The following is a 14,154-nucleotide window of genomic DNA, read 5'->3' as shown; positions in this document are numbered from 1 at the left end:
GTTAGCGTGACTCCCGAACACCTGTTCGGTTCCCAGGCTCCGCCCACCCACCCAGGAGGTATGCCGTGCGCGTCCTCGCCGTGGACCCCGGCCTCACCCGCTGCGGTGTCGGTGTCGTCGACGGGGTGCCGGGGCGCAAGCTGGCGCTCGTCGAGGTGGGGGTCATCCGGACGCCCTCCGGTGACCCGACGCCCAAGCGGCTCGTGGCCGTCGAGGACGAGATGCGGCTGTGGTTCGCCCGCCACCGGCCCGAGAGCGTCGCGATCGAGCGCGTCTTCGCCGACACCAACGTCTCGACCGTCATGGGCACGGCCCAGGTGACCGGCATCGTCATGATCATCGCCGAGCGGCTCGGCCTGCCGGTCACGCTGCACACGCCGACCGAGGTCAAGGCGGCCGTGAGCGGCAGCGGCCGCGCCGACAAGGCGCAGGTGACGACGATGGTGACCCGGCTGCTCGGCCTCGACCACGCGCCCAAGCCCGCCGACGCCGCCGACGCCCTCGCCCTCGCCATCTGCCACGTCTGGCGCGGGGGCACCCAGAGCCGTCTGGAGCAGGCCCGCGTCGAGATGGTGGCCCGCACGGGCACCCGACCGGGCGGCATACCCCGACGGGTGCCCCCCGGCGCCCGCTCAGCCCGACCCCTCCCTGGAGCCCAGCCACGATGATCGCCTCCCTCTCCGGCACCGTCCTCAAGGTCGGCCTCGACACCCTCGTCGTGGGCGTCGGCGGCGTCGGCATGCTCGTGCACACGACGCCCGCCACGGCGACCTCGGTGCGGCTCGGCCAGCCTGCCGAGCTCGCGACGGCGCTCGTCGTCCGTGAGGACTCGCTGACGCTCTACGGCTTCGCGACCGACGACGAGAAGCTCGTCTTCGAGACCGTGCAGACGGTCTCGGGCGTCGGGCCGCGGCTGGCCCTCGCGATGCTCGCCGTGCACTCTCCCGACGCGGTGCGCGTCGCCCTCGGCACGGGTGACCTCGTCGCGCTGACCAAGGTGCCCGGCATCGGACGCAAGGGGGCCGAGCGGCTCGTCCTCGAGCTCAAGGACAAGCTCGGCGCGCTGCCCGGATCGAGCGCCACCTCCGCATCCGTGCCGCTCGACACGGGGGAGGGCTGGCGCGAGCAGGTGCGGGAGGCGCTCGTCGGTCTCGGGTGGACCGTGCGACAGGCCGACGAGGCCCTCGACCGGGTCGCGCCCAAGGCCGCCGAGGGGGCGAGTGTCTCCGCGCTGCTGCGGGCCGCCCTGCAGGAGCTGGGCCGATGAGCGGCACGGGGCACGGCGCCCGCGAGGGTGCGGTCGAGGTCGGCGACACGGGGTCCGGGGGCTGGCCCGACGGCTCCCTCGATGCCTCCTTCGACGGCTCCTTCGACGCGACGGCCCGCATCGTCGACGCCCGGCTCGACGAGCAGGACGACCCCGACGAGCGCCAGGTCGAGGTCGCCCTGCGACCCAAGCGGCTCGACGACTTCCCGGGCCAGGACCGCGTGCGCGAGCAGCTCAGCCTCGTGCTCACCGCCGCCAAGCGGCGCGGCACCCCGCCTGACCACGTGCTGCTGTCCGGCCCGCCCGGGCTCGGCAAGACGACGCTCGCGATGATCGTCGCCAGTGAGCTCGAGCAGCCGATCCGCATCACCTCGGGCCCTGCCATCCAGCACGCCGGCGACCTCGCGTCGGTGCTCTCGTCGCTGGCCGAGGGGGAGGTCCTCTTCCTCGACGAGATCCACCGGATGTCCCGGTCGGCCGAGGAGATGCTCTATCTGGCGATGGAGGACTTCCGGGTCGACGTCATCATCGGCAAGGGCCCCGGAGCGACCGCGATCCCGCTCGAGCTGCCGCCGTTCACCGTCGTCGGCGCCACGACCCGGGCCGGGCTGCTTCCCGCCCCGCTGCGCGACCGCTTCGGCTTCACCGGCCACCTCGACTACTACGCCGCCGCCGACCTCGTGACGATCCTGCACCGCTCGGCCCGGCTGCTCGGCGTCGACGCCGACGAGGACGCCGTGCGTGAGATCGCGCTGCGCTCCCGCGGCACGCCCCGCATCGCCAACCGGCTGCTGCGGCGGGTGCGCGACTGGGCCCAGGTGCACGGCGAGCACCACGTCAACCTCAAGGCCGCCCGCCACGCGCTCGAGCTCTTCGACGTCGACCAGCGCGGCCTCGACCGGCTCGACCGAGCCGTCCTCGAGGCGCTCTGCCGCCGCTTCGGCGGCGGACCGGTGGGCCTGTCGACGCTCGCCGTCGCGGTCGGGGAGGAGCCCGACACCGTCGAGACGGTGGCCGAGCCCTACCTCGTGCGCGAGGGCTACATGGTGCGCACCCCGCGGGGCCGAGCTGCCTCGGCCCAGGCCTGGGAGCACCTCGGCCTCACGCCCCCGCGCGATGCCCAGAGCCTGTGGGCCTCGCGACTCCCGCTCGGCGACGACTCAGCAGGGCGCTTCGACGGGTGAGCCCGGGTCTGCGAGGTCGCGGCTGGGCGAGCGGACGGCCGCGACCGAAACGTGACCGCTGGGCGCGGCGCGAGCCCCGCCCGAAGTCTGACAAACTGCAGACTCGCACGTAGACTCCTGCGGGCACCACCGCCGCTCGCGCGGCACTATCCGGTGCCTCCGGTCGTTGACGCGACACCCGAACACCATCGAGGTGGTCGCCCCCGAGGCGACTGCCTGCCCGCAGCGTGCCAGCACGGCGCGCGGGACGAAGACACGAAGGATCGAGCCTGATATGGACAACAACGGGGGTTTCTCGTTGCTGATTTTCGCTCTGCCGCTGCTGCTGCTCGGCTGGCTGTTCTGGACCCAGAACAAGCGGATGAAGCAGATGCGCAACTTCAGCAGCTCGCTCAACGTCGGCGACCAGGTGATCACGTCCTCCGGCATCTTCGGCACGATCAAGCACCTCGACGACGCCAGCGGCTGGCTCGAGATCGCTGACGGCGTGACGATCCGCGTCGACCGTCGCGCGATCGCGATGAAGCAGACCGACGCGCTGGCGTCCTCGGCCGGCGCGACCGGCGCGGTGAACCCCACCAGCGACGCCGACCCCGACCGCAACCCCGGCACGACCCCGGGCTCGTCACAGTCAGGTCAGTGAGGCGTTCGTGGCACGCACGAACACGAAGCGGTCCGCACTCCGGCACCTGCTGGCGCTGCTGATCATCGTCCTCAGCCTCGGCGCCCTCACGGGCGGTCTGTCGGCCTGGGGCGACGGGTCCACGACCCCGCGCCTCGGCCTCGACCTCGAGGGCGGCACCGAGATGGTCCTCGAGCCCGTGCTGGAGAACAACCAGCAGGTGAGCTCGGGCCAGATCGACCAGGCCGTCGACATCATCCGCCAGCGCATCGACGCCAACGGCGTGTCCGAGGCCGAGATCGCCACCCAGGGCGGCAAGAACATCGTCGTCTCCATCCCGGGCACGCCGACGACCGAGCAGCTCGACGCCATCCGCAAGCCCTCGCAGCTGCGCTTCCGACCGGTCTTCGTCCAGGCCTACAGCGACCCCGGCGCAGCGGTGAACCCGTCGGGCACGCCGACGGACACCCCCACCGGCACCTCGACAGGCACCTCGACAGGGACGGCGACCAGCACCGGCACCCCGTCCGCGGCCACCCCGTCGACGAGCGCCACGGCCCAGAACGGCGTCGTGCCGCAGGCCCTGACCGCTGAGACGACGCCGGCCACCCCGACCGCGACCCCCACCGGCAGTGCGTCCGCTACGACGCCGGCGACGCCCGCCCCGACCGAGACCGCACCGACCGCCCCCACGGCGGCCGAGACCGAGGCGGCCGTCAAGACGCAGGTCAGCACCGGTCTCGTGGCGATGGGCTGGGACAAGGCCACGGCCGACGAGGCCGCCGCCAAGGTCGCCAAGGAGTACGTCGCCCTCGACTGCACGCAGCCCGGCGCCCTCGAAGGTGTCTCCGACCTCAAGGACGCCCCGATGGCGACCTGTGGCGCCGACGGCGTGACGAAGTACGTCCTCGGCCCGGTCGAGATCGACGGCAGCGAGATCGCCGACGCGACCAGTGGCTTCCAGCCCGGCCCCAACGGCGCGCCCACCTCCATCGTCGAGGTCGCGCTGTCGTTCAACCAGGCCGGCGCCCAGAAGTTCGCCGAGGTCACCAAGCGCCTCTACGGCCTGCAGAGCCAGCCGCCGCTCGACCAGTTCGCGGTCGTGCTCGACAAGTCGGTCATCACCGCTCCTCAGGCCCGTGCGGTCATCACCGACGGTCGGGCCTCGATCACCGGCTCGTTCACCATCGACTCCGCCAAGCAGCTCGCGCAGCAGCTGAAGTTCGGCGCGCTGCCGATCTCCTTCGCGCTGCAGACCTCCGACAACATCACGCCCCAGCTCGGTGAGGAGCAGCTGCGCATCGGCCTGCTCGCCGGCTTCATCGGCCTGCTGCTCGTCGTCGTCTACTCGCTCTTCCAGTACCGCGCCCTCGGCCTGGTCACCGTCGCGTCGCTCATCGTGGCCTCGGTCATCACCTATCTCGCGGTGACGGTGCTCGGCACGACGCACGGCTTCCGCCTGACGATGGCCGGTGTCACCGGCCTCATCGTGGCCATCGGCGTCACGGCCGACAGCTTCATCGTCTACTTCGAGCGCATCCGCGACGAGGTGCGCGACGGGCGTCCGCTCGTCGCCGCCGTCGAGACCGGCTGGAAGCGCGCCCGGCGCACGATCATCGCCGCCGACGCGGTCAACTTCATCGCAGCTGCCGTGCTCTACTTCCTCGCCTCGGCCAACGTGCGCGGCTTCGCCTTCACGCTCGGCCTTACGACGCTCATCGACCTCATCGTCGTCGTGCTCTTCACGCACCCGACGGTCCAGCTGCTCGCTCGCACGAAGTTCTTCGGTGGCGGGCACAAGTGGTCGGGGCTCGACCCCCAGCGCCTCGGCGCCAAGGAGGAGGTCCGCTACCGCGGTGCCGGTCGCTTCGGCCCGGCGTGCCCGACGACCGACGCTCCGTCGGCCCCGACGGGCTCGGGCGCGCCTGCAGGCACGGCGGCACCGGCCGGCTCGAGCCGACTCTCCGAGCGGAAGGTGTGAGCATGATCAACTTCGCCCAGGTCGGCAACGACCTCTACACCGGCAAGCGATCCATCGACTTCATCGGTCGCCAGAAGACGTGGTACGCGCTCTCGGCCGTGCTCATCGTCCTCGCCCTCATCGGCATCTTCGCCCGCGGCCTCAACTTCGGCATCGAGTTCAGCGGTGGCTCGGAGTTCCGCATCCAGGGCGTGAGCAACAGCCAGGACTACGAGCAGAAGGCACAGGACGCGGTCGGCGAGGCCGGCATCGGCGGCAACGTCGTCGCCACGGTCGTCGGCCAGGACACGGTCCGCGTCCAGACCGAGGCGGCGTCCGAGCTCACCGACGAGGCCCGCACCGCCCTCGCCGACGCCTTCGGCGTACAGGAGGGCGCGGTGAGCGCCTCGCTCATCGGCCCGAGCTGGGGTGAGACGGTGAGTCAGCAGGCCATCAGAGGCCTGATCGTCTTCCTCGTGCTCGTCACCCTCGTCATGGCGCTCTACTTCCGCACCTGGAAGATGGCGGTGGCCGGGCTCGTCGCCCTGCTGCACGACCTCGTCATCACGGTCGGCATCTACTCCCTCTTCGGTTTCGAGATCACGCCCTCGTCGATGATCGGCTTCCTGACGATCCTCGGCTACTCGCTCTACGACACCGTCGTCGTCTTCGACAAGGTGCGCGAGAACACCGCCGAGGCGTTCGCCAACAAGCGGATGACCTACCGCGAAGCCGCCAACCTCGCGGTCAACCAGACGCTGGTCCGGTCGATCAACACGACGGTCGTCGCCCTGCTGCCCATCGCGGCCGTGCTCTTCGTCGGCTTCACACTGCTCGGGCCGGGCACCCTGCTCGACCTGTCGCTCGCCCTCTTCATCGGCATCGCGGTCGGCGCCTACTCGTCGATCTTCATCGCGACGCCGTTGCTCGTCGACCTGCGCCGCAAGGACAAGGCGGTCGTCGAGCTCGACCGCTACGTCGCCCGGCACGGCAGCAAAGGCCGGTCCACGCCGACGCGCGACGAGCCCCGTCCCGACGGCGCTCCGGAGCCGGTCGTCGTCGGAGCCGACAGCTCGGGTGCCGCTGCCGACGAGCCGGTCGACGCGGCATACCGCCCGGTGCACAAGTACGCCCAGGCGGGCCCGCGCAACCAGCCCAAGCGCGCCCCGAAGTCCAAGCGCTGAGCAGCACCTGACCGGGCCACCTGACCGGCCCCTCGGGCGGTCAGGTGGCCCGGTCAAGACGGAGGAGATGGCGTGACCGACATGGCCGAGCTCGTCGCGAGCAAGCTGCGCGACATCCCGGACTTCCCCCAGCCGGGGATCGTCTTCAAGGACTTCACGCCGCTGCTCGCCGACGGGGTGGCCTTCAAGGCCCTCGTCGACGACATCGCGGGACGCTACCGCGGGGAGGTCGACGTGCTCGTCGGCATCGAGGCCCGCGGCTTCATCCTCGCGGCGGCGGTGGCCTATGAGCTCGGCCTCGGCATGGTGCCGGTGCGCAAGGCCGGCAAGCTGCCGGGCGCGACGCTCAAGGAGTCCTATGCCCTGGAGTACGGCACGGCCGAGATCGAGGTGCACACCGACGCCTTCGAGCCCGGCCAGCGCGTCCTCGTCCTCGACGACGTGCTCGCCACCGGGGGCACCGCCGAGGCCTGCGCCCAGCTCGTTGAGCGGGCTGGCGCATCGGTCGCCGCGATCGAGGTCGTGCTCGAGCTGGGCTTCCTAGACGGCCGTTCGCGTCTCACCGGACACGTGGTCAACGCCATCCTGACCGTGTGACCCCTCCGACGGCGCCTAGACTCTCTCCATGAGCGAGGACGTCCGCAGCGAGCTCTCCACCCCGTCGCGGGTGCGAGCCCGGTTTGCCCGGTTCGGGGCCACCCGTCCGGCGGGCAACCCCGTCCTCGAGCCGCTGATGACTGCCGTCCGGGCCAACCACCCCAAGGCCGACCTCTCGATCATCGAGCGGGCGTATGCCGTCGCCGAGCGCGCGCACGACGGCCAGATGCGCAAGAGCGGCGACGCCTACATCACGCACCCCCTTGCCGTGACGACCATCCTCGCCGAGCTCGGCATGACGCCGCCCACCCTCGCGGCGGCGCTGCTGCACGACACGGTCGAGGACACCGCATACGGCCTCGACGAGCTGCGCACCGACTTCGGCGACGAGATCGCGATGCTCGTCGACGGCGTCACCAAGCTCGACAAGGTGACCTACGGCGAGGCCGCCCAGGCCGAGACGGTGCGCAAGATGGTCATCGCGATGGCCCGCGACATCCGCGTCCTCGTCATCAAACTCGCGGACCGGCTGCACAACGCGCGCACGTGGCGCTACGTCAGCGAGGAGTCGGCCAAGCGCAAGGCCAACGAGACCCTCGAGATCTACGCGCCGCTCGCGCACCGGCTCGGCATGAACACCATCAAGTGGGAGCTCGAGGACCTGTCCTTCGCGACGCTCTACCCCAAGGTCTACGACGAGATCGTGCGTCTCGTGGCGGAGCGCGCGCCCGCGCGTGAGGAGTACCTCGCCGGGGTGCGCACCCAGGTGATGGACGACCTCACCGGCGCCAAGATCAAGGCCGTCGTGACGGGCCGGCCCAAGCACTACTACTCCGTCTACCAGAAGATGATCGTGCGCGGCCGCGACTTCGAGGAGATCTACGACCTCGTCGCGGTGCGGGTGCTCGTCGACACGGTCCGCGACTGCTATGCGGCACTGGGCGCCCTGCACTCGCGGTGGAACCCCGTGCCGGGGCGCTTCAAGGACTACATCGCGATGCCGAAGTTCAACATGTACCAGTCGCTGCACACGACGGTCATCGGCCCGCAGGGCAAGCCGGTCGAGATCCAGATCCGCACCCACACGATGCACCGCCGCGCCGAGTACGGCGTCGCCGCGCACTGGAAGTACAAGGACACCTCTGGCGGCGGCGGGGGAGCGCGCCCCGGCGAGATCACCCCCCAGAACGACATGGCGTGGCTACGCCAGCTGCTCGACTGGCAGCGTGAGACCGAGGACCCCGGCGAGTTCCTCGACTCGCTGCGCTTCGAGATGGGCAGCAGCGAGGTCTACGTCTTCACCCCCAAGGGGTCGGTCGTCGCGCTGCCCGTGGGCGGCACTCCCGTCGACTTCGCGTATGCCGTGCACACCGAGGTCGGTCACCACTGCATCGGCGCCCGCGTCAACGGGCGCCTCGTGCCGCTCGAGTCGACCCTCGAGAACGGCGACGTCGTCGAGGTGCTGACCTCCAAGGCCGACGGTGCCGGGCCCTCGCGCGACTGGCTGCAGTTCGTCAAGAGCCCGCGGGCGCGCAACAAGATCAAGCAGTGGTTCTCCAAGGAGCGCCGCGAAGAGGCCATCGACGCCGGCAAGGAGGCGATCGCCAAGGCGCTGCGCAAGCAGAACCTCCCGCTGCAGCGGCTGATGAGCCACGAGTCGATGACGGCGGTCGCCACCGACCTGCGCTACCAGGACATCGAGGCGCTCTATGCCGCCGTGGGCGAGGGGCACGTCTCCGCGCAGCACGTCGTCGGCAAGGTCGTCGCGTCGATGGGCGGCGTCGAGGGGGCGACCGAGGACCTCGCCGAGGCCACCGTGCCCACGCGCGCTGCCTCGCGTCGGCGGCCCGGCGACCCGGGTGTCGTCGTCGTCGGCACGCCCGACGTGTGGGTCAAGCTGGCCAAGTGCTGCACTCCCGTGCCGGGCGACCCCATCATCGGCTTCGTCACCCGCGGCGACGGGGTGTCGGTGCACCGGGTCGACTGCACCAACGCCGACCAGCTGACGTCCAACCCGGAGCGCCTCATCGACGTCGAGTGGGCTCCGAGCTCGGCCAGCGTCTTCCTCGTGCAGCTGCAGGTCGAGGCACTCGACCGCAACCGCCTGCTCAGCGACGTGACGCGGGTGCTGTCCGACCAGCACGTCAACATCCTGTCGGCCTCGGTGCAGACCTCACGCGACCGGGTGGCGATCTCGCGCTTCACCTTCGAGATGGGCGACCCGGCGCACCTCGACCACGTCATCAAGGCGGTGCGCAAGATCGACGGCGTCTTCGACGTCTATCGCGTCAACGGCGGCAAGTCGACCAACTGACGATGGGCGCATGAAAGTGCCCACTCGACAAGGGGATCAGTCGAGTGGGCACTTTGCTGCGTCGTGAGGATCAGCCACCGAGCCCAGCGTCCATGAAAGTGCCCACTCGAGTGCATGAGAGTGCCCACTCGACAAGGGGATTGGTCGAGTGGGCACTTTGCTACGGCGTGAGCATCAGCCGCCGAACTCGGCCACTCCGGCGCGGGCCTGGTCGAGCCAGACCTGACGTGCCTCGAGCGCCTCCCGGGCCTTCTTGACCTTGCTCGCGCTGCCCGAGGCCTCGGCCTTGGTGAGGTCGTCCTGTAGGTCGGCGACGGCGCGCTCGAGCTGATCGACCATCGCGCGGGCGCGGGCGGCCACCTCGGGGTTGCTCGACTTCCACTTGCGGTCCTCGGCGTCGCGCACGGTCTGCTCGACCCGGCGCATCGCCTTCTCGACCCGGTCCATATCGGCGCGGGGCACCTTGCCCGCGGCGTCCCACTTGTCCTGGACCGTGCGCAGCTGCGCCTTGGCCTTCTCGAGGTCGGTCACGGGCAGGATCGCCTCGGCCTCGACGAGCAGGGCCTCCTTGACGACGAGGTTGCCCTTGAACTCTTCCTCCTCGGCGGCGACGACCTCGTCCTTCGCTGCGAAGAAGGCGTCCTGGGCCGCCTTGAAGCGACTCCACAGACGGTCGTCGTCGGTGCGGCTCGCGCGACCCGCACGACGCCACTCGTCCATGAGGCGCTTGAACGCGCCCGCCGTGGCGGCCCAGTCGGTGCTGGTCGCCAGTCGCTCGGCCTCCGCGACCAGGCGCTCCTTGGCGGCCTTGGCCTCACCGTGGGCGGCGTCGAGCCCGGCGAAGTGAGTGCGACGTGCCTTGTCGAAGCCGTTGCGGGCCGCGCTGAAGCGGGTCCAGAGCGACGACTCCGTCTCGCGGTCGAGGCGGGTGGCGGAGCGCTGGTGCGCCTTCCACTCGTCGAGCAGCTCACGCATACGGGCGCCGCTCGTCTTCCACTGAATCTTGTTCTCCGGCTGGCCGGCGATGGCCTCGGCCTCGGCGACGATCGCCTCGCGCTCAGCCGTGGCAGCGGCGCGGGCCTCGGCCCGGTGCTGCTGCTCGACGGTGCGCTTGCTCGCGATGCCCGACTGGATCTCGTCGAGCTTGGCCGCGAGCGCGTCGAGGTCGCCGACGACCGCGGCGTCCTTGACCTGCGCCGCGAGGGTCTTGAGACCGTCGGCGACGTCCTTGGACGGCACCTCGGGCAGCGCGAGACGCTGCTCGAGCAGCACGGCGGAGGCGAAGAGCTCGTCGTACTTGCGGGCGAAGTAGGTCAGGGCGTCGGCGTCGCTCGCTCCGGGATAGGAGCCCACCTCGCGCTCACCCTCGGGGGTGCGCACGAAGACGGTGCCGTTCTCGTCGACGCGCCCGAAGGCGGCCGAGGCAGAGTGGTCGGTCTCGGGGACTGCGGGAGCGACCGGAGCCACCGGGTGGGGCGTGGTGTGCGCCAGCGCAGCCGGCGTCGGGATGGCGCTGGGCTTCGGCACCGCCATCGCGGCAGGGGAGGGAGCGGCCGGTGCGTCTGCGGGCTTCTCCTCGACGGCGGGGGTCTCCTCCGCCGCAGGCGCCTCGTCGGGTGCCTGCTCGGCGGGGGCCTCCTCGACGGCGGGGGTCTCCGCCGCCGCAGGGGCCTCGGCGGGGGTCTCCTCGACCGCGGGGGTCTCCTCCGTGGCAGGCGCCTCGTCGGGTGCCTGCTCGGCGGCTGGCGCCTCCGTGGTCTCGATCGACTCGAGGACGTCGGCCATCTCGGCAGCAGCCGGGTCGGGCGCCTGCTCAGGGGCCTGCTCGGCTGCCTGCTCGGCTGCCCGCTCGGTCGTTTCCGGAGTCTCCGTCTCTGCTGCGGACTGCGCCGCGCTGTCGTCGGGTCCGGTGTGCTGGGTGGTGTCCGTCATGCCTTCTTCTCCGTCACGCTGACACTGAGGATGCTGATCGGGGAGACCGGGGTCCCGTCCGTCGGGCTGGGCGGAAGGGCCTTGTTGGCAGCGATCTTGTCGACGATGTCGAGGCCCTTGGTCACCTTCCCGAAGATCGTGTAGCCGCCGCCGTCAGTGGGCAACTGGGTTTCCTTGAACGTGATGAAGAACTGGCTGCCGTTGCTGTTGGGATCCTGGGTGCGGGCCATGGCGAGGGCGCCGGTGGGGTACTTCCCGTCCTGCGGCGCGTTCTCGATGCCGAAGGCGTAGCCCGGGTCACCCTGGCCGGTGCCGGTCGGGTCGCCGCACTGCAGCACGTAGATGCCCTCGGTCGTGACGCGGTGGCACGGGCTCGGCGCCCAGAAGCCGGTCTTGGCGAGGTTGAGGAACGACGCTACGGTCTGCGGCGCCTTGGTGCCGTCGAGCTCGAAGGTCATGTCACCACACGTCGTCTTCACCGTGGCGATCCACGTCTTGCCCGCCGCGGTGGCCTTGTCCGGCACCTCGGTCTGCTGCTTGGGCTCCGTCTGCAGGGCCGGCGGCTTCGTGCAGCCGGCCGCGAGCTTCTGCCCCTCGAGGAGACCGTCGGCTCCCGTCGAGGCCGTCGCGGCGGGGGTGGCCGGGGTCGTGGACGCCGCTGCCGGCGTCGCCGCATCGTCGCCACCGATGAAGCGCGGGACGATGATCACGGCCGCGAGGACGAGGATGACCGCGAGGATGACACCGAAGACCTGCTTGTCGCGCGTGGCGTCGCCCACGGGGGGCTTCTCGGTCTTCTGGTGCTCTTCGTAGCGGCGGCGCGCACGTGCGCGTTCCTGCTCTTTGGTCACGAACCTCTCCTCGAACGGGCCGCGTGGGCTCTCCCCGGGCGTTCGGTCATTTTATGGACACTGCGCGGTGGGCTCGCGACCGGTGGGGTCACGAGTACGTGACATCTACCCCGGGAGTGAGCAGATCAGGCATACGCCGCGGTATGCCGTCTGCCTCCGGACGCTCTCGCACTAGGCTCCCAGCGTGCTGACGATCGCATTCCCGGCCCAGGCCTTCGACACGAACTGCTACGTCCTCGCCGCGCAGGCGGGGGAGGAGTGCATCATCGTCGACCCGGGCATCGGCGTGGTCGAGACGCTCCGCGAGGTGCTGACCGAGCACCGGCTGCGTCCGGCGGCGGTCCTGTTGACGCACGGGCACGTCGACCACGTCTACTCCGTGACGCCGGTGTGCGGAGCCGATACGGCTGCCTACATCCACACGGACGACCGCTACCGGCTCCACGACCTGCTCGGGAGCAGCAACCCTGGTCTGATCGCGATGCTGGAGCAGCAGTTCGGCGCCGCGGCGACGTGGACCGAGCCGACCAACGTCGTCGAGATCACCGACGGCACGAGGCTGACCCTCGCCGGGATGGACGTCGACGTGCTGCACGCGCCCGGTCACACCGAGGGCTCGGTGATGTTCGGCCTCGACCGGGTGCCCGACGGCATCGCCGACCAGGTGGACGTCGACCGCACGATGGTGACGGGCGACGTGCTCTTTGCCGGCTCGATCGGACGCACCGACCTGCCCGGGGGAGACCCGGCCGCGATGCAGCGCAGCCTGCGTGACGTCGTGCTGCCCCTGCCCGACACGACGCTCGTGCTGCCCGGGCACTACCAGGCCACCACGATCGCCCACGAGCGCCTCACCAACCCCTACCTGAAGGACCTGTCCGCGTGAGCACCCCGTCCCGTCCCGCCGTGAAGGTCACTCCGATCAGCGGCTTCCCGGAGTACCTCCCGTCCGAGCGCATCGTCGAGCAGCGCTTCCTCGACGTGATCCGCGAGACGTTCGAGCTGCACGGCTTCTTCTCGATCGAGACACGTTCGATCGAGCCCATCGACCGCCTGAGCGCCCAGGGCGAGGACGCCGACAAGGAGATCTACGCGGTCTCCCGGCTCGCCGGTGGCAGCGACGACGACGCCCGCTGGGGTCTGCACTTCGACATGACGGTGCCCTTCGCCCGCTACGTCCTCGAGAACGCCGGCAAGCTCGCGTTCCCGTTCCGGCGCTACCAGATCCAGAAGGCGTGGCGCGGCGAGCGACCCCAGGAGGGGCGCTACCGCGAGTTCACGCAGGCCGACATCGACGTCGTCGACGTGGGTCAGCTCTCGCCGCACTTCGAGGCCGAGATGCCGCTCGTCATCGCCGACGTCTTCAGCCGCTTCCCGGTCGGGGAGTTCGTCATCCAGGTCAACGACCGGAAGATTCCCAACGGCTTCTACCAGGGGATCGGCATCACCGACGTCATCGGCACCCTGCGCATCGTCGACAAGCTCGACAAGATCGGCCCCGACAAGGTCAAGGCCCTCCTCGTCGAGTCAGGCGCCACGCCCGAGCAGGCCGACCAGTGCCTGTCGCTGGCCGCCATCCGCTCGAGCGACCTCGGCTTCGTCGATCAGGTGCGCGCGCTGGGGGTCGAGCACCCGCTGCTCGACGAGGGGCTCGAGTCGCTCGCCAACGTCATCCGCACCGGCCAGGCCAACGCGCCCGGGAGGATCGTCGCCGACCTGCGGATCGCCCGCGGGCTCGACTACTACACGGGCACCGTCTACGAGACGCAGTTCATCGGTCACGAGGAGTGGGGCTCGTTCTGCTCCGGCGGCCGCTACGACTCCCTGGCGAGTGACGGGCGCAGGACCTACCCCGGTGTCGGCATCTCGATCGGCGTCACCCGGATCCTCGGCCTGCTCATCGGTCGTGGCCTCGTGACGGCCTCGCGCTCGACTCCCGCTGCGGTGCTCGTCGCGCTCACCGACGACGAGGCCCGCCACGAGGCCGTCGAGATCGCGACCGCGCTGCGCCGACGGGGCATCGCCTGCGAGGTCGCGCCCTCAGCGGCGAAGTTCGGCAAGCAGATCCGCTACGCCGAGCGTCGCGGCATCCCGTACGTGTGGTTCCCGGCGGCGGGGGAGCACGGCGAGGTCAAGGACATCCGCTCCGGCGAGCAGCAGCCGGCCGACCCCGCCTCGTGGACCCCGCCCGAGGAGGACCTGCACCCCCAGGTCACCCGCGTCGTCTGACACGACCTCGAGGG

12 protein-coding genes are annotated in these 14,154 nt (G+C 70.7%); 10 read left to right on the top strand and 2 right to left on the bottom strand.

The window, feature by feature from the left end; translation table 11 throughout:
- Positions 1–65: 65 nt before the first annotated feature.
- The 8 genes from ruvC to LG278_RS11160 all read left to right on the top strand — a co-directional run bounded on the left by ruvC (position 66) and on the right by LG278_RS11160 (position 9,128).
- On the top strand, positions 66–668 hold the full coding sequence (ruvC, locus tag LG278_RS11195) for a crossover junction endodeoxyribonuclease RuvC (protein ID WP_404387032.1): 603 nt from the start codon (positions 66–68) through the stop codon (positions 666–668).
- Positions 665–1,267, top strand: a complete 603-nt coding sequence (ruvA, locus tag LG278_RS11190) for a Holliday junction branch migration protein RuvA (RefSeq protein ID WP_404387031.1) — start codon at positions 665–667, stop codon at positions 1,265–1,267. Before ruvC ends, ruvA begins: the two co-directional genes overlap by 4 nt.
- Positions 1,264–2,451: a Holliday junction branch migration DNA helicase RuvB gene (gene ruvB / locus LG278_RS11185; RefSeq protein ID WP_404387030.1), complete on the top strand. Its 1,188-nt coding sequence runs from the start codon at positions 1,264–1,266 to the stop codon at positions 2,449–2,451. Before ruvA ends, ruvB begins: the two co-directional genes overlap by 4 nt.
- A 193-nt stretch (positions 2,452–2,644) precedes the next feature.
- Complete coding sequence (gene yajC, locus LG278_RS11180; RefSeq protein WP_404387029.1) at positions 2,645–3,094, top strand: preprotein translocase subunit YajC; 450 nt, start codon at positions 2,645–2,647, stop codon at positions 3,092–3,094.
- 7 nt (positions 3,095–3,101) lie between these two features.
- The gene (gene secD, locus LG278_RS11175; protein WP_404387028.1) at positions 3,102–5,054 is read left to right on the top strand and encodes a protein translocase subunit SecD; all 1,953 of its coding nucleotides are present in this window, start codon (positions 3,102–3,104) and stop codon (positions 5,052–5,054) included.
- A gap of 2 nt (positions 5,055–5,056) precedes the next feature.
- Positions 5,057–6,217, top strand: a complete 1,161-nt coding sequence (gene secF / locus LG278_RS11170; protein WP_404387027.1) for a protein translocase subunit SecF — start codon at positions 5,057–5,059, stop codon at positions 6,215–6,217.
- Positions 6,218–6,298: 81 nt separating this feature from the next.
- Positions 6,299–6,814 (top strand): adenine phosphoribosyltransferase, encoded by a 516-nt coding sequence (locus tag LG278_RS11165; protein ID WP_404393619.1) that lies wholly within the window; start codon positions 6,299–6,301, stop codon positions 6,812–6,814.
- A gap of 28 nt (positions 6,815–6,842) precedes the next feature.
- Complete coding sequence (locus LG278_RS11160; RefSeq protein ID WP_404387026.1) at positions 6,843–9,128, top strand: RelA/SpoT family protein; 2,286 nt, start codon at positions 6,843–6,845, stop codon at positions 9,126–9,128.
- 174 nt (positions 9,129–9,302) lie between these two features.
- Here the strand turns inward: LG278_RS11160 and LG278_RS11155 are convergent, their stop codons facing one another.
- Together LG278_RS11155 and LG278_RS11150 are read right to left on the bottom strand one after the other, a co-directional pair.
- Entirely contained in the window at positions 9,303–11,060 is a 1,758-nt protein-coding gene (locus LG278_RS11155) for a DUF349 domain-containing protein (RefSeq protein WP_404387025.1), read from the bottom strand.
- On the bottom strand, positions 11,057–11,911 hold the full coding sequence (locus LG278_RS11150) for a peptidylprolyl isomerase (RefSeq protein WP_404387024.1): 855 nt from the start codon (positions 11,909–11,911) through the stop codon (positions 11,057–11,059). Before LG278_RS11150 ends, LG278_RS11155 begins: the two co-directional genes overlap by 4 nt.
- 184 nt (positions 11,912–12,095) lie before the next feature.
- Between LG278_RS11150 and LG278_RS11145 the strand changes: the two genes are divergently transcribed.
- On the top strand, positions 12,096–12,797 hold the full coding sequence (locus LG278_RS11145) for an MBL fold metallo-hydrolase (protein ID WP_404387023.1): 702 nt from the start codon (positions 12,096–12,098) through the stop codon (positions 12,795–12,797).
- On the top strand, positions 12,794–14,140 hold the full coding sequence (gene hisS, locus LG278_RS11140) for a histidine--tRNA ligase (RefSeq protein ID WP_404387022.1): 1,347 nt from the start codon (positions 12,794–12,796) through the stop codon (positions 14,138–14,140). The genes LG278_RS11145 and hisS overlap by 4 nt, the downstream gene beginning before the upstream one ends.
- Positions 14,141–14,154 lie beyond the last annotated feature (14 nt).

The sequence above is a fragment of the Humibacillus xanthopallidus genome, from assembly GCF_044793955.1.
Taxonomy (GTDB): Bacteria; Actinomycetota; Actinomycetes; order Actinomycetales; family Dermatophilaceae; genus Humibacillus; species Humibacillus xanthopallidus_C.
Note: the sequence above shows the minus strand (reverse complement) of the source record. Positions and strands in the feature narration are given on the sequence as shown.

Bases quoted from the DNA above. Each gene is read 5' to 3' on its own strand.
- ruvB (WP_404387030.1), top strand. From the start codon at position 1,264: ATGAGCGGCACGGGGCACGGCGCCCGCGAGGGTGCGGTCGAGGTCGGC.
- LG278_RS11155 (WP_404387025.1), bottom strand. From the start codon at position 11,060: ATGACGGACACCACCCAGCACACCGGACCCGACGACAGCGCGGCGCAG.
- LG278_RS11165 (WP_404393619.1), top strand. From the start codon at position 6,299: ATGGCCGAGCTCGTCGCGAGCAAGCTGCGCGACATCCCGGACTTCCCC.
- secF (WP_404387027.1), top strand. From the start codon at position 5,057: ATGATCAACTTCGCCCAGGTCGGCAACGACCTCTACACCGGCAAGCGA.
- ruvA (WP_404387031.1), top strand. From the start codon at position 665: ATGATCGCCTCCCTCTCCGGCACCGTCCTCAAGGTCGGCCTCGACACC.
- LG278_RS11160 (WP_404387026.1), top strand. From the start codon at position 6,843: ATGAGCGAGGACGTCCGCAGCGAGCTCTCCACCCCGTCGCGGGTGCGA.